Source organism: Pseudomonas sp. FYR_5 (assembly GCF_043106315.1).
Taxonomy (GTDB): Bacteria; Pseudomonadota; Gammaproteobacteria; order Pseudomonadales; family Pseudomonadaceae; genus Aquipseudomonas; species Aquipseudomonas putida_Y.
In genome coordinates, this window is sequence record NZ_JBICMK010000020.1 from 1 (window position 1) to 15313 (window position 15313).

Below are 15313 nucleotides of genomic sequence, written 5' to 3' on the forward strand. Positions count from 1 at the left end.
ATGAAATCAAGTACTTGTATGGCGAAAGCGTAGAGATTCGAACTCTAGGATAGTTGCCCATCGACGGTTTCAAGACCGTGGCACAAATCCACGCCCTGTGTGGACTGCACGGCAAAATCGCTTCCAAAACATTGACGAAACGGCACAACTACAGGCCGCAAAATCCAAGGGTCGCCGTTTCAGTTTTGGAATCGATTTTTGTGCTTTCAGAGTTCGCCAATAGTCATACATGTCTAATTTTCAGTAGAACTCGCCGTTAACGAACGTGCGCTGACCGGCAAACCGAACAGACGGTCAAACAACCAGCTGAAAGAGAAAGAATAGACTAAGAAAAACACCAGAATGGCGATTTCCATTCGAATGGCATTATAGAAGCCAATCTGGTACCACCACATGTACACCGGGATTATGAAGCATATCAAACCAACCTCGAAGCCAATCGCCTGGGTAGCTCGCCTTAACAAGCTGCGGGCTTTGATAAGCTGTCGAGACTCCCAGTATTCAAATGCGGTGTTGTAGACGAAATTCCAAGTTGTGGCGATGACAGAAATACATATTGCGACTGGCGTCGATTCAATTGGCTTACCGCCGGCTAAGTAGGCCAATATAAAAGAAGAAAATGCAATCGCGAAACATTCGTACAAACTCACATAAAAAACACGACGCTGCCAAGGTTTTAGAGCCATAGTCAGACATTCCTTGATGGACTTTGTGGCGGACCCCCTATCTTAGATTATTTCGATAATCGATCAGCCTTCCGGGCCGATTGAGAGATAAGCTTTCGAAGCTCCATTTTTACCAGATCCGCCAGCAACTGTCAAAGCACTTAAAGCTCGCCAATAGGGGTTATATCAATGCTCATAATTTGTGATGGCGCTTCAGGATGATGAAAGAAGTAACTCACCCAGCTCGAAACCGGACTTTCTCCAAGGAGTCTTTAAGCATCACAACGAGAAACCCTATAACTTAGATTAATTTTATTTCGCGCCATGCATTCATCATTCTTCAGCGCAACTCCAAATCCTGGAGCAGGCTTAGAACCTTGCTCAGCAGATAAATCATTACAAGATAGAACCTGTGACTCCCTCTCGCTTCTTAGGTATGCTCCAAAACTTAAGCAAGGACTTGAACCATAATAAAAATACCCATTTAGACCGACTGTTGCCCTTCACGAAGGGCAACTAACGGCCAGGATAGATCATTCGAAGTAGTCTACAGAAACAGGGGCTGACTGGTAATACAGCCCCTCCTCATAACAGGTCAACCGGTTTTCTTACTGTGTCCGCCGCGGTCTTACTCTGAAAGCTGAGCAGGCAGTAAGTGAATAAGAGCCAGCGCGCAGCAGATGAAACTACTGAGGAATGGCTGCAATCACCGAGATTTCTACCAGCAACTCTGGGCTGGCCATCTTAGCCTCGACACAGGCACGCGCAGGGGCGAAGCCTGACGGCACCCAGCTGTCCCATACACTGTTCATTTCGGCAAACAGGCTCATATCCTTCAGGTAGATGGTGGCCGACAGCAACTGCTCACGGTTGCTGCCGACCGACTCCAGCAGCGCATCGACCTTAGCCAGCATGGTGCGTGTTTGCTCGGCGATGCCGGCGCTACGGTCCTCTGCGACCTGGCCGCATAAGTAGGCAGTCTGGTTATGAACCACGACTCGGCTCATGCGCGCGGCTGTTTCATATCGGCTAATGCTCATCACTTCTCCTATTGAAGTTTCATGTTGAAATGACAGGCTACTGCTTGCCCCCACGGCTCACAAGCGAAGCCAGCTCCCCCAGGGAAAGCAGCTTGATCGGCGCACGGATGGTGTAATACCCCACTTGCTCGATGTCGACATTGCGCTCGGCGGCAATGATCTGCGCCAAAGTAAGGCCACACATGCGGCCCTGACAGAGCCCCATGCCCGCACGACTAAAAGCCTTGGTCTGATTCGGACCGCTACAGCCCCCCCCCACGAAGCGGCGGATATCGCCGGCACTGACCTCCTCGCAACGACAGACGATTGTGTCATCAGCCGGCCGCAGAAATTCGGCTGCCGGTTGGTAAAGCACATCCAGAAACGGCCTGATAGCCATCAACCCGCCCAGGGTCTGGCGCACCGGCCGTGCCAACCTGTCCCGTTCAGTGCTGGAGAGGCGTCCCAGTTGGCAGGCAACTTGACAGGCCGTCAGGCGCCCGAAGTGTTCTGCAGCTAATGCGCCACCTATCCCCGCTGAGTCGCCGGCGACGAAAACACCGTTGATCGAAGTTTCGCCCCAGGCATCGATCTGCGGATGCCAGCATTGCTGTTGTTCGTGCCATGAATGTCGCGCATCCATCACGCAGGTCAACTGGACATTGGGCACCACGCCCTGATGCACCAGGAGTGACTGGCAGTTAATCAACTGGCTACGGCCCTGATGCTGAAAGTGCACTTGCGCCAGGCGGCCGCTGCTGTCGGCGTAGGCGCGCAGCTGCGTCACCCCGCTGCGCATCTTGATCCCAGCCTTGCGCAGCGAGAGTAGATAGCCCAGCCCCTTGAGCAGCATGCGCCAGCCCCGGAGCGCCCCGACCCCATGGCGCAGTGCCTTGAAGTAGTTGGCTGACGGCGTGGTATCCAGCACTGCGCTGATCGGCCCGCCAGCTTTGTGCAGTTGCCAGGCAATCAACAGCAACATCACGCCGGGTAGGGTCCAGCCCGGGAAGGGGACCGGCCGCTCCTGTGCGCCGGTGGCCAGCAAGATTTTCGCCGCACGCAAGGTGCGACTCTGGCCGCCGATCTGCCCACCCGGGACGGCTTGTTCGTCAAGCAGGGCGACATCCAGACCATGCTGGCAGGCCGAAGTCGCGGCGGCCACACGCGGGCCGATCTCGGGTACCAGAGCTTTGAGTTGGGCATATTCGAGCACCTTGAATGACTAATCGCCCCCCGTCTGTTTGCGCATCGCACAGAGCATGCGACTACGCGACACACAAGACTGACAAAGTAAAAGCGTGGCTGGCAGCGTATCCGCGCTACCCGGTGCATTTCACGCCTACTTCGGCATTTTGGTTGAATCTGGTGGAGCGCGTCTTCTCGACACTGAGCGAGAAATGGATCAAGCGCCAGGCACATACCAGCGTGAAAGATCTAGAGGAGTCTATTGAGTACTACCTGTCCACTCATAACGCCAACCGCCGCCCCTTTCGCTGGCATCGAAAGGCCGATCACATCTTGGCGAGCGTCGGCCGTGCAGCCGAGGCTGCTAGGCCGAAAAATATGAGCGTTACTTGCGAAACACCACAGAAATTGCGACTGGCTTCGCGGGTTCTCTCGGGTTTCATCCTGCAGTCGGCGTAGTTCCGCCTCCGCATTGTTGGCGGCCTGGGTGGTTTACGACAGCACCAGACTGCTGGTCAGCAGGCTGTGTGATAGAAATCGGTGCATAGGCTCCCTCCAGATGGCTTTCAACGCGCTGTACAGCGCATTTCCGGCCCCTGATAGCCCCACACTACGATGGCCTCGCCATGGTGCTCCCATAAACTCTCATTTTGTCCCTGGTAGCGCGCGCCGCTTGCCGTCTGTTCTAGGTACATCAGCGAACTGCGGTCACCGAACTCGACGATGGCCGTGGGCGGCTCGGTGCGGAAGAAGCTGGCAACCACTTCCTTGGCCGGGTTGCCGTCACACTGGTAGAACACCGGGCCGTTGGCCTCGACCAGCCGGTAGCGCGCCTGCAGTTCGGCGATGCGCAGGCGATAGCTGTCGGCGATGCAGGTAGGCTGGTCCGCGCTTTTCCAGCAATCGTTGCGGCCCTTGATCCAGCCCCGTTGCTCGGCCTTGAGCACCGGCGGATGTTCATTACCGGCCTTCTGCTGCGCGGCCGTATAGACCTCGGCCATTTGCCGGTCTAGTGCCGAGAGCGGCTCGCTCTGGCAGATTTGTTGTTCGATGCTGCCGGCCACGACCTGAGTGCAGTTGAAGGCAGGTCCCGCAGCTTGGGTGTGCGACAGAGGCAGAGTGAGCAGCAGGGGAAGCCAGTGCTTCATGGGAACCACCATTAGCGATTAAAAATACTGGGCTCAGTCTAACTCTTTTGAATAACGTGGAGGGTGGCCTAGCTTTCCTCGGCGGCTCATTACTGCCGTTGGCCGATCGCGGTACTTTGCGAAGGGCCACTTTGGGTCCAGGCTGTGTGAAAACGCAAGTAAGTAGGTCGAGTAGCGAAAGAAGCTAACCGGCGTTCCTTACCCGTCGTACACTGCTTCTGCATGGAACAACTCTGGCAGCCAGAGAACCAGTAGGAGTGCAGCAACATGTCGTCTTCCACCGAAGAATGCCTGCGGGTCAGTAGTTGATCCGCAGGGCATCGGTATTCAGCCGATGCAGCGATGTAGATGAAGTCCTGCTTGCCGAATCGGCCTTCCGCTTTGCTGCTTGATGTCAGCGGCTTCGGTACAAAAGTGGTGATCCCGGCCTGCTCCCAAGCAAGGATTTCCGGACCTTTGTAATAGCCTCGGTCGGCTACCACTGTCAGCGACTCAGCGCCGATCTGTTCGCGTGCCTGGTTCGCCATATTGCTCAGCTGCGTTCGGTCATTTCCAACATTGGTGACTTCATGGGCAATGATCAAATGGTGTTTGTCATCGACTGCTGTTTGTACGTTGTAGCCAACCGTGCCAGTACCTCGGCCGCTCGTGGCCATTGAGCGTGCATCAGGATCGGTAAGAGCGATTTGCTGATCTGGGCTGGCGTGAAGCTGCGCTTCAATGTCCTTGAGCTTCATCATCTGCTGTTTCAGCTTTTCTATTTTTTCGCTCAGCCGTTCAGCCTTGGATTCGGCGACCTCGGGCGCTGCCCGATCCGCCGAATCCATCGCTGCAAGATAGCGGTCAATGCTCTGCTCGATCTGCTGCATGCGCGCCTTGATCTTGCCCTGGATGAAGTTGCGATCGCGCTTATTCACGGCTTTGAATTTGCTGCCGTCAATGGCGATGATCGACTGGGTGAAGAGATTGAGGTTACGGCAAAGCACTACGAATTGCCGGCAGACGCTGCGAATGGCTTTACCGTTGTCTCGACGAAAGTCGGCAATCGTTTTGAAGTCGGGAGCCAACCGGCCCGTTAGCCACATCTGCTCGACATTGCGCTCTGCCTCGCGCTCAAGCCGGCGGCTGGACTGAATCCGGTTGAGGTATCCATAGATGTAGATTTTCAGCAGGACTGCTGGATGGCAGGCCGGACGACCCGTTACAGCCGAATCAACACCCTCGAACCCCAGTACTCCAAGGTCGAGTTCATCGACGAAAACGTCGATCACCCGAACTGGGATTTCTTCGGTTATGTAATCTTCCAGGCACTCCGGCAGCAGCGTGACTTGCGTCCGAGCCTCACCCTCAATGAACCACTTCATGATCGTCCCCGCCACGATCCCGACGATCAGAAGGTTAGACAACCGCCGGTCTTTTCACACAGCCTGGCCCCATCGCTGCCCCTCGCGTAAGACAGCTATCGGCCAAAAGTAGGCCTTGTGAACCTGCAGCTTTGGTCGCTCATGGAGCCGAGCCGATAACGTCCTGAAAACGGCCAAGATCAACTTTCATTCACAGCTAAGTTACTCTCCGCTCATACCCTTCTCTTGGCGCCAATCGCCTGCCGTATCTCGCGTACGTCGCGGGCGGGTGGTGCGCCGAATTGGCGGAGATACTCACGGCTGAACTGTGACGCGCTTTCATAGCCGACGGCGAACGCCACATCGGCAGCACGATACTCGCCGGCCAGCAGAAGATGGCGAGCCTCTTGCAGTCTAAGCTGCTTCTGGTACTGGATAGGACTGAGCCCCGTCAGTGACAGGAAATGACGATGCAGGCTTGCCCGGCTCATACCGCTCGCCGCGCATAACTGCTCGATGCGCAGTCGCGTCGTGTAGTTGTCCCTGATCCAGGCAACCGCTCGCCGGATGCTACCCAGTGCCCCCTCAGGTTGGGCAATCTGTCGCAGCAGTCGTCCCTGGGGCCCCTGGAGGAGACGATAGAGCAACTCACGTTCGACCATGGGGCCGAGAACCGCTATATCGTCAGGCGTGTCGAGCAACGACAACAGACGTAGTAATGTGTCACGCAGCGGTGCGGTCATCGGATTTATCGTGATACCGATGCCCCTCTGTTCGTTCTCGCGCACCGGCGCGATGGTCGCCGCCAACTCCGTCAGAATGGCGGGATCGAGCACTAGCGATACCGCGACATAGGGCTGCCCTTCTGGCGCATCAAAAATCTGCCCAACCAAAGGCAGATCCAGAGCGCTGATGAGATAGTGCTCGCTGCCGTACCTCAGTAGGTTATCGTTGAGCGCAATGCGCTTCGAGCCTTGCAGGATGAAGCAGATCATTGAGCGATACAGGCATGGCGCCTTGCCTGTGGAGCCTTGCCCCACGCAGATATCCACACGCGGAATGCAGGTGGCAGTCAACCCCGGAGGCGCATGGCGCAGAGCTATATCGAGATGCGGCGCTAGGTCTTTGTTCATCGGCCAATTATGCCAACGTATCAGCAGCGCGCAATTTATATGAGACAATCAGGCAAGGAATTGAGTCTATTGGGCGTGGGCTGCAACCCGGTCATTACCTATCTTGGGCAGGTCCAGAGTGCGCCGTGAGGCGTGCCTAACCTAGCAGATAGCAGAGAAAACTCATGACCAATCAGATCGCACTCATCACTGGCGCCAGCCGTGGCCTTGGCCGCAACATGGCGCTTCACCTCGCCAAACGCGGAATCCATGTCATCGGAACCTATCGCAGCGGCATGGCGGAAGCCGAGACGTTGAAGCAAGAAATCGAAATGCTGGGCGGCAAGGCCACAATGCTAGCGCTCGACTTAACCGATACCGCCAACTATCAGACTTTTTCCGACGTACTGAGTAACACGCTAAAGCACGTTTTCGATCGTGAGCGCTTCGACTTTCTCATCAACAATGCTGGCAACGGGCTCTTTGCAAACTTCGTCGACGCGACTGAAGAACAATTCGCCTCGCTGGTTGCCACGCATTTTCGAGGCCCTGTATTCCTGACCCAAAAGCTGTTGCCGCTGATGCAAGACGGCGGTCGTATCCTGAACGTATCGTCCGGGTTTGTGCGCTTTACTCTGCCGGGCTACAGCGTTTACGCGGCAGTTAAGGCTGCACTCGAAGTGATGACCCGTTACATGGCCATAGAGCTTGGCTCGCGCCAGATCCGGGTGAATGCAATTGCCCCTGGAGCCATCGAGACCGACTTCGGCGGTGGCGCAGTACGCGATAACAAAGATATAAACGCCTACGTGGCGCAAGGCATCGCACTTGGGCGTGTCGGTCTGCCAGACGATATTGGCGCTGCGGTAGCCGCTATTCTGTCCGATGACATGGCGTGGGCGAACGGCACAACCTTCGACATTTCGGGTGGGCAATTGCTCTGAAGCTTGGCAGGCACAGTTCCTTCTGACGGAACGCTAGAACGCCGTCATGTTCTCTGCGTGGTGATGACCTATCGCTTGACTCGGGCACCAGGAGCCAATGCCTGCTGGCTCCTGGTGCCCCGGCTGCTGCGTAGACCAGCCCAGCGAAGCGGACGCCGTGCTCTGCAAGCATGGCGAACTGCAATGCGCTGTCCAGTGCTTGAACTCTCCATACGCACTCCAATATAGTTGAGCAACCACTCACTCATTTAGGAGTTCTTGCTTGTGGCACGCCCTTTAAGTGAGGCAAAGCGTGATGCCTTGCTCAGCGCAGCATCCGACCTCATTGCCCAAGTAGGGATCAGTGCTCCTACCGCCAGGATCGCCAAGGCGGCGGGGGTTTCAGAGGGCACCCTGTTCACCTATTTTCCTACCAAGGATGATTTGCTGAACCAGTTGTTCATTGAGATTGAGACCAAACTTGCGGCGACAATGTCAGCCCCCTATCCGGAGAATGCCTCTTCACGAGAGCGACTGTTCATCGTTTGGAGTCGTTTGCTCGAGTGGGGGTTGAACCATGCCGCATCGCGCAAGACGTTGATCCAGCTGAAAGTATCTGAGCGCGTGACCAGCGAAAGCCGAAATCGCTGTAACGCCCTGTTCCGGGAGCCTCGCTTGATCGTGGAGCAGTGCCTGGCTGGGCATGCTGCATCTGACCGTATCGCCTTCTATATCGATACGATCCTGTTCGATTTGGCAGATATTACGATCAATGCCATTGCCGCAAAGCCAAGCGAACGGGAGTCCATTGGACTCGCAGCCTTTGAGCTGTTTTGGAAAGGATCTACAGCTTAATTTTTTGCTAAATAAATGAGCATGTAATCACTCAATTCAGAGGTGGGTATGCAACGTCACCACGGTTTCACAGAAACAGATGTCCCTGAACAATCAGGCAAATGCTTCATCGTTACCGGCGCCAATGCAGGGATAGGCTTCGAGGTAGCCAGAGTATTAGCCGCACGGGGCGCCCGCGTCCTGTTGGGATGTCGGGCAAAGGAGAGAACTGAAGAAGCCATCAGGTGCATCAAACGGCTGACGCCAAACGCCAATCTTGCCTGGCTACCACTGGATCTGGGCGACATCCAAGCCGTGCGCGCAGCCGCAGTCACCGCCTCAGGCGAACCGCGCATTGATGCACTCATCAACAACGCCGGCATCATGACCCCGCCGTTGACGCGGACCAGTCAAGGGTTTGAGTCCCAATTTGGAATCAACCATCTGGGGGTGTTCGCACTCACCTCCCTGCTATTGCCAAAGCTGGCTGAGACACAGGGATCACGCATTGTCGTCACCTCAAGCATCGCGCACCGAAAGGCGAAGATAGACTGGGACGACCTCAATGCCGAACACAGCTATTCCAAGGGACAACGCTACGGTGCCAGCAAGCTGGCCAATGCACTATTTTTCTTCGAATTAGACCGTCGCTTGCGCGCAAGCCACTCCCGTATTACGGCTGTTGGCGTTCACCCTGGCGTAGCAAGCACCAGCCTGGGTCGGCACATGGGACTGGCCCAGTTGGCATTGCCGATCGTGGGCCTCCTCCTAAATAGTGCGGATAAAGGCGCCTGGCCGGCATTACTCGCCGCAACGGGTGACGTCACACCGGGTGGTTATTACGGTCCAACAGGATTTGGCAGGATCAGAGGCGTTGCAGGTGAGGCCAAACGCACGCCGCAGGCTGAAGACCCGTTGCTTGCCAAACGACTTTGGGACGTATCCATTGCTATGACCGGAATAGACCCGGGATTGCCGGCAATCTGAGCAAACCGCCGAGCCAGTGGCTACCTCCATCTGCTGGCCCTAGGCTGCGGTACAACCCTGCATTGCTTTGTGCACAGCCGCCCTGCTGCCGCGTTAAGGATGTCACCAAGCAGAGAGGCTGGATCATCACGCAACTGAGTTGAAACGGACAAAGAAGCGATTAAGTTGTATGACCTGATCGCCGACGGTTGGCACGACCACCAGCAGAGGCCAAAGCATGCGAACGGGCGCTCATGGCGACAAAGCAACCAACTGGTAAAGCCCAGGCGCTGCTCGGCAATCACTTGGCCGCAAGTGCGTCGTGCGCCTTCCAGTCACCACCCAACGCTTTGAATGCCGCAACGCCAGCCCGGGCCGACTCGGTTCGCGCCTGGGCTCGGGCATCGGTGGCACGCAACAAGTTTTCATCGGCCTGCAACACTTCGATCAGGCTGACGACGCCCTGCTGGTAGGCCTCGAAAGAAGCCTGCCGCGCGCGGCTGAGCGAGTCCACGCCCTGCTCCAGCACACGGGCCTGCAGCTCACGCTTGACCAGTGCCGAGAAGGCATTTTCCACGCCCTCGGTGGCACGCAGCGCGGCGAGGCGGTAGGCCGCCAGTTGCTCGGCTTCCTGCCCTTTGGCCAAGTCGATCTGGGCATCGATGCGGCCGAAGTCGAATAGGCGCCAACGCAGCCCCAACACACCACTCAACCCTGGTGTGGAATCGAGTACCTGGCCCAACGGCGTCTCCACCGATTGGTAGGCGCGTGCTGCCTGGCCGCTGACGGAGCCGGACGGCAACAACGCCGCATTGGCCGCCCCCAGGCTGGCGCGGGCTTGGGCGATACGTGCTTCGGCCTGGGCCAGATCCAGGTTCTGCTGAAGTGCGAGCGTTACCAAGCGAGTCAGTTGCGGGTCGCCAAAGCCCGTCCACCAATCGATCAAATCGCCCGTAGAACTCACAGGCCGCTGCTCGACGGCATCCTGTCCCAGAAAGCGCTCAGACAGTGAAATCTCGGGACACTGATAGTCGGGGCCAACCGCGCAACCTGCCACCAGGCTGGTACTGATCAGTACAACGAGGGTGCGCTTTGACGGCATTGGATTTTCTTCCAGGGCAAAGGGGAATTTACAAACTCAGTGACCATAATGCATTTTGGTCACTTGTTGTCCATCACCCTGCCGCTCTGTAGGCTATCCCCCCATGAACAAGACCCCCTCCCCCAAAGTTGCAGCACGTGGTCCGGTGGATCACGAGGTGCGCGATCAGATCGTGGCAGCGGCGACCGAGCACTTCCGCCTGTATGGCTACGAGAAGACCACGGTTTCCGACCTGGCCAAGGCCATCGGTTTTTCCAAGGCCTATATCTACAAGTTCTTCGAGTCCAAGCAGGCCATCGGCGAGATGATCTGCTCGAACTGCCTGCAGCAGATACAGACCGAGGTGAATGCTGCCATCGATGAGGTGGACAGCCCGCCGGAGAAGCTGCGGCGCATGCTCAAGGCGCTGGTGGAAGCCTGCCTGCGGCTGTTCTTCCAGGATCGCAAACTCTACGACATCGCCGCCTCCGCCGCCTCCGGGCGCTGGCCGGCAACCCTGCTCTACGAAGGTTTCATCGAGCAGACCCTTCGCGAGATCCTGCAGCAGGGCCGGCAGAGCGGCGACTTCGAACGCAAGACGCCCCTGGACGAAACCACCCGCGCGATCCACCTGATCATGCGCCCCTATTTCAACCCGCTGCTGCTCCAGTACGGGCTCGAAACCACCGATGAAGCGCCGGCCCTGCTGTCCAACCTGGTGTTGCGCAGTCTGTCACCCTGATTTGTGACCATTGACTAAATTAGTCACAAGAATCAAAGTGAGGCTCCCTACGACTTCGCAACGGGTTCCTCATGCGCCGGCGCAACCTCCTTCTGTCCACTCTGGTCGGCGTGATGCCGTTCGTGCTGGTCGCCTGTAGCGACCAGACGCCCCCCGATCCCCGCACTGACGCGCCACTGGTCCGCGTCACCACCATCCAGTCGGCAACCGCAACATCGCGCGCCTTCACAGGCATCGTCGCGGCCAGGGTGCAGAGTGAGCTGGGTTTCCGCGTGTCCGGCAAAGTGTTGCAGCGCCTGGTCGATACCGGCCAAACCGTCAAGCGTGGCCAGGTGCTTTTGCGCCTTGATCCTATCGATCTGCAACTCGCCGCCCATGCCCAGCGCGAGGCGGTGGCCGCAGCGCGGGCACGGGCCCAGCAGGCCAGCGATGACGAGGCTCGTTACCGCGCTCTACGCAGCACTGGTGCCGTTTCCGCGTCCGCTTACGACCAGTACAAGGCGGCAGCGGATTCGGCTCGCGCGCAACTGAGTGCAGCAGAGGCCCAAGCCAAAGTTGCCGGTAACGCCACCCGCTATGCCGAGTTGCTCGCCGATGCTGACGGCATCGTCATGGAAACCCTGGCCGAGCCAGGCCAGGTGGTCAGCGCCGGCCAGAGCGTAGTGCGGCTTGCACATGCCGGCCCACGCGAAGCCCTGGTGCAACTGCCGGAAACCCTGCGTCCAGCAATTGGCTCGAGCGCCCAGGCCAGGCTCTTTGGCAGGCAAGACGTCAGCGTCACCACCCAGCTGCGCCAGTTGTCGGATGTAGCCGACCTCCAGACCCGCACCTTCGAGGCGCGCTACGTGCTCGAAGGCGAGCTGGCCGATGCGCCGCTGGGCACCACCATCACCGTGCAAATCAGCAACCTGCAAACCGCTTCACCAAGCGCAGTGCAGGTGCCCATCGCCGCGCTGTACGACGCAGGCAACGGGCCTGGCATCTGGATGATTCGCGGAGAGCCGGCGCAGGTGGCGTGGACGCCCGTCAGCGTTCAGACGCTGGATGACGAGAACGCACGCATCAGCGGCGCGATCAAGGCGGGCGACAGGATTGTCGCTCTGGGCGCTCACCTGCTGCGCGACGGCCAAGCCGTTCGCCTGGCCGAGCCGGCCACCGTGGCGGCAACCGAGGAAGGCCAGCCATGAGCGAAAGTCGTTTCAACCTCTCCGCACTCGCCGTACGCGAGCGCTCCGTCACCCTGTTCCTGGTCTGCCTGATCTCCCTGGCGGGGCTGGTCGCCTTCTTCAAGCTGGGGCGGGCAGAAGACCCGGCCTTCACCATCAAGGTCATGACCATCGTCACCGCCTGGCCGGGCGCCACCGCCCAGGAAATGCAGGATCAGGTTGCCGAGAAGATCGAGAAGCGCCTGCAGGAACTGCGCTGGTACGACCGCAGCGAAACCTACACACGCCCGGGCCTGGCCTTCACCACCCTGTCGCTGCTCGACACCACACCGCCCTCGGAGGTGCCCGAGGAGTTCTACCAGGCGCGCAAGAAAATCAGCGACGAGGCCAAGACACTGCCTGCCGGGGTGATCGGCCCGCTGGTCAACGACGAGTATTCGGACGTGACCTTCGCCCTGTTCGCGCTCAAGGCCAGGGGCGAGCCGCATCGCCACCTGGTGCGCGACGCCGAGACCCTGCGTCAGCGCCTGCTGCATGTACCTGGCGTGAAGAAGGTCAACATCATCGGCGAGCAGGCCGAACGCATCTTCGTCGAGTTCTCCCACGAGCGCCTGGCCACCCTGGGCATTAGCCCCCAGGACGTGTTCGCCGCGCTCAATGGGCAGAACGCCCTGACCCCAGCCGGCTCCGTGGAAACCCGCGGCCCGGCCGTGTTCCTGCGTCTGGATGGTGCCTTCGATGAGCTGCAGAAGATCCGCGACACCCCGATCATCGCCCAAGGCCGCACCTTGAAGCTTTCCGATGTCGCCACGGTCAAGCGCGGCTACGAAGACCCGGCCACCTTCCTGATTCGCAACGGCGGAGAGCCGGCCCTGTTGCTCGGCATCATCATGCGTGAAGGCTGGAACGGACTCGATCTGGGCAAGGCCTTGAACGATGAAGTGCAGCAGATCAACGCTGAACTGCCGCTGGGCATGAGCCTGAGCAAGGTCACCGACCAGGCCGTCAACATCAGCGCGTCCGTCGACGAGTTCATGATCAAGTTCTTCGTGGCGCTGTTGGTCGTGATGTTGGTGTGCTTCGTCAGCATGGGTTGGCGCGTCGGCGTCGTGGTCGCGGTGGCAGTGCCGCTGACCCTGGCGATGGTCTTCGTGGTGATGGCCGCTACTGGCAAGAACTTCGACCGCATCACCCTAGGCTCGCTGATCCTCGCCCTTGGCCTGCTGGTGGACGATGCGATCATCGCCATCGAGATGATGGTGGTGAAGATGGAGGAAGGCTACGACCGCGTGCGAGCCTCCGCCTATGCCTGGAGCCACACAGCGGCGCCGATGCTCTCCGGCACCCTGGTTACCGCCGTCGGCTTCATGCCCAACGGCTTCGCCCGCTCCACGGCCGGCGAATACACCAGCAACATGTTCTGGATCGTCGGCATCGCGCTGATCGCTTCCTGGCTGGTCGCGGTGATCTTCACGCCGTACTTCGGCGTCAAGCTGCTGCCCGCGATCAAGAAGGTCGAGGGCGGTCACGACGCCATCTACGACACTCCGCGCTATAACCGCTTTCGTCGGATTCTGGGTAGGGTGATCGCCCACAAGTGGTTGGTCGCAGGCTCAGTGGTCGGGCTGTTCATGGCGGCCGTGCTCGGCATGGCGTTGGTCAAGAAACAGTTCTTCCCTATCTCCGACCGCCCCGAAGTCATGGTCGAGGTACAGATGCCTTATGGCACCTCGATCCTCCAGACCAGCGCCGCTGCGGAAAAAGTCGAAGCCTGGCTGGCCCAGCAGACAGAGGCGAAGATCGTCACGGCGTACATCGGCCAGGGCGCACCGCGCTTCTTCATGGCCATGAGCCCGGAACTACCGGACCCATCGTTCGCCAAAATTGTCGTACGCACCGACAACCCGGATGAGCGCGAAGCTCTGAAACATCGCCTGCGCAAGGCGATTGCCGAGGGGCTGGCCAACGAGGCACAGGTGCGCGTCAGTCAATTGGTGTTCGGCCCCTACTCGCCGTATCCAGTGGCCTACCGGGTCAGTGGCCCAGATCCGCAACGCTTGCGCGAGATCGCCAGCGAGGTGCGCCAAGTGATGGAGGCCAGCCCGCGGATGCGCACGGTCAATACCGACTGGGGCACCCGCGTCCCCACGTTGCACTTCAACCTGCAACAGGATCGCCTGCAGGCGGTGGGACTGAGCTCAAGTGCCGTCGCGCAGCAACTGCAGTTTTTGCTCAGCGGCGTACCCGTCACCGCCGTACGCGAAGACATCCGCACGGTGCAGGTGATGGCCCGTGCAGCCGGCGATATTCGCTTCGACCCGGCGCGGGTGATGGACTTCACCCTAGCCGGCGCCAACGGCCAGCGCATTCCGCTGTCGCAGGTGGGCGAAGTGGAGGTACGCATGGAAGAGCCGATCATGCGTTGGCGTGATCGCGTACCCACCCTCACCGTGCGCGGCGACATCGCCGAAGGCCTGCAGCCGCCCGACGTTTCGACCGCTATCAGCCAGCAGTTGCAACCGCTCATCGAACGACTGCCGAGCGGCTACCGCATCGCGCAGGCGGGCTCCATCGAGGAATCGGGCAAAGCCAGCAAGGCCATGCTGCCGCTGTTCCCGATCATGCTGGCCGTCACGCTGATCATCATCATCCTGCAGGTGCGTTCGATCGCTGCGATGATCATGGTCTTTCTCACCAGCCCGCTGGGGCTGATCGGCGTGGTGCCGACGCTGATCCTGTTCCAGCAGCCGTTTGGCATCAACGCGCTGGTCGGGCTGATCGCGCTGTCCGGCATCCTCATGCGCAACACGCTGATCCTGATTGGGCAGATCCGCCACAACGAGCAGATCGGTCTCGATCCGTTCCGCGCCGTGGTCGAGGCCACCGTGCAGCGTGCCCGGCCGGTGATTCTCACCGCGCTGGCGGCGATCCTGGCGTTCATCCCACTTACGCATTCCGTGTTCTGGGGAACACTCGCCTACACCCTGATCGGCGGCACCTTCGCCGGCACCGTGCTGACCCTGGTGTTCCTGCCGGCCATGTACGCCATCTGGTTCGGCATCCGCCCCATCCCCCACGAGCCAGTCGCGCAGGCACAACCTGCATGAACAGCCCCCTCCCTGATCGAGA

The 15313-nt window shown here is 59.0% G+C and carries 12 protein-coding genes and 2 pseudogenes; 7 read left to right on the top strand and 7 right to left on the bottom strand.

Annotated elements, in window-relative coordinates:
• Window positions 1-233: 233 nt before the first annotated feature.
• The 3 genes from ACF8RA_RS01930 to ACF8RA_RS01940 all read right to left on the bottom strand — a co-directional run bounded on the left by ACF8RA_RS01930 (window position 234) and on the right by ACF8RA_RS01940 (window position 2897).
• A complete protein-coding gene (locus ACF8RA_RS01930) occupies window positions 234-686 on the bottom strand; it encodes a PACE efflux transporter (RefSeq protein WP_176682304.1) in 453 nt (150 codons plus the stop codon).
• Between the two features lie 665 nt (window positions 687-1351).
• Window positions 1352-1705, bottom strand: a complete 354-nt coding sequence (locus ACF8RA_RS01935; RefSeq protein ID WP_176682303.1) for a RidA family protein — start codon at window positions 1703-1705, stop codon at window positions 1352-1354.
• A gap of 37 nt (window positions 1706-1742) precedes the next feature.
• A complete protein-coding gene (locus ACF8RA_RS01940) occupies window positions 1743-2897 on the bottom strand; it encodes an NAD(P)/FAD-dependent oxidoreductase (RefSeq protein WP_176682302.1) in 1155 nt (384 codons plus the stop codon).
• A 50-nt stretch (window positions 2898-2947) separates the two neighbouring features.
• On the opposite strand from ACF8RA_RS01940, the pseudogene ACF8RA_RS01945 reads away from it, so the two are divergent.
• Window positions 2948-3232 (top strand): annotated as a pseudogene (locus ACF8RA_RS01945) (transposase); the annotation flags it as partial.
• A 203-nt stretch (window positions 3233-3435) separates the two neighbouring features.
• Here the strand turns inward: ACF8RA_RS01945 and ACF8RA_RS01950 are convergent.
• The 3 genes and pseudogenes from ACF8RA_RS01950 to ACF8RA_RS01960 all read right to left on the bottom strand — a co-directional run bounded on the left by ACF8RA_RS01950 (window position 3436) and on the right by ACF8RA_RS01960 (window position 6493).
• Entirely contained in the window at window positions 3436-4017 is a 582-nt protein-coding gene (locus tag ACF8RA_RS01950) for an MliC family protein (protein ID WP_392514333.1), read from the bottom strand.
• A gap of 185 nt (window positions 4018-4202) precedes the next feature.
• Window positions 4203-5381, bottom strand: a pseudogene (locus tag ACF8RA_RS01955) (IS1182 family transposase); the annotation flags it as partial.
• Between the two features lie 212 nt (window positions 5382-5593).
• Window positions 5594-6493 carry an AraC family transcriptional regulator gene (locus ACF8RA_RS01960; RefSeq protein WP_176682301.1) on the bottom strand — a complete coding sequence of 300 codons (900 nt, stop codon included), beginning with the start codon at window positions 6491-6493 and terminating at the stop codon, window positions 5594-5596.
• A 164-nt stretch (window positions 6494-6657) separates the two neighbouring features.
• Between ACF8RA_RS01960 and ACF8RA_RS01965 the strand changes: the two genes are divergently transcribed.
• The 3 genes from ACF8RA_RS01965 (at window position 6658) to ACF8RA_RS01975 (ending at window position 9216) form a co-directional block, all read left to right on the top strand.
• Window positions 6658-7416, top strand: coding sequence for an SDR family NAD(P)-dependent oxidoreductase (locus ACF8RA_RS01965; RefSeq protein WP_392514334.1), 759 nt, complete (start codon window positions 6658-6660; stop codon window positions 7414-7416).
• A 264-nt stretch (window positions 7417-7680) separates the two neighbouring features.
• A complete protein-coding gene (locus ACF8RA_RS01970; protein ID WP_176682299.1) occupies window positions 7681-8250 on the top strand; it encodes a TetR/AcrR family transcriptional regulator in 570 nt (189 codons plus the stop codon).
• Between the two features lie 48 nt (window positions 8251-8298).
• Entirely contained in the window at window positions 8299-9216 is a 918-nt protein-coding gene (locus tag ACF8RA_RS01975; protein ID WP_392514335.1) for an oxidoreductase, read from the top strand.
• A 280-nt stretch (window positions 9217-9496) separates the two neighbouring features.
• Here the strand turns inward: ACF8RA_RS01975 and ACF8RA_RS01980 are convergent, their stop codons facing one another.
• Window positions 9497-10297 (bottom strand): TolC family protein, encoded by an 801-nt coding sequence (locus ACF8RA_RS01980; protein ID WP_392514336.1) that lies wholly within the window; start codon window positions 10295-10297, stop codon window positions 9497-9499.
• A gap of 103 nt (window positions 10298-10400) precedes the next feature.
• Between ACF8RA_RS01980 and ACF8RA_RS01985 the strand changes: the two genes are divergently transcribed.
• The 3 genes from ACF8RA_RS01985 to ACF8RA_RS01995 all read left to right on the top strand — a co-directional run bounded on the left by ACF8RA_RS01985 (window position 10401) and on the right by ACF8RA_RS01995 (window position 15291).
• Window positions 10401-11018: a TetR/AcrR family transcriptional regulator gene (locus ACF8RA_RS01985; RefSeq protein WP_392514337.1), complete on the top strand. Its 618-nt coding sequence runs from the start codon at window positions 10401-10403 to the stop codon at window positions 11016-11018.
• Window positions 11019-11089: 71 nt separating this feature from the next.
• Window positions 11090-12205 (top strand): efflux RND transporter periplasmic adaptor subunit, encoded by a 1116-nt coding sequence (locus tag ACF8RA_RS01990; RefSeq protein ID WP_392514338.1) that lies wholly within the window; start codon window positions 11090-11092, stop codon window positions 12203-12205.
• Window positions 12202-15291: an efflux RND transporter permease subunit gene (locus tag ACF8RA_RS01995; RefSeq protein ID WP_392488502.1), complete on the top strand. Its 3090-nt coding sequence runs from the start codon at window positions 12202-12204 to the stop codon at window positions 15289-15291. Before ACF8RA_RS01990 ends, ACF8RA_RS01995 begins: the two co-directional genes overlap by 4 nt.
• The last annotated feature ends 22 nt before the right edge of the window (window positions 15292-15313 follow it).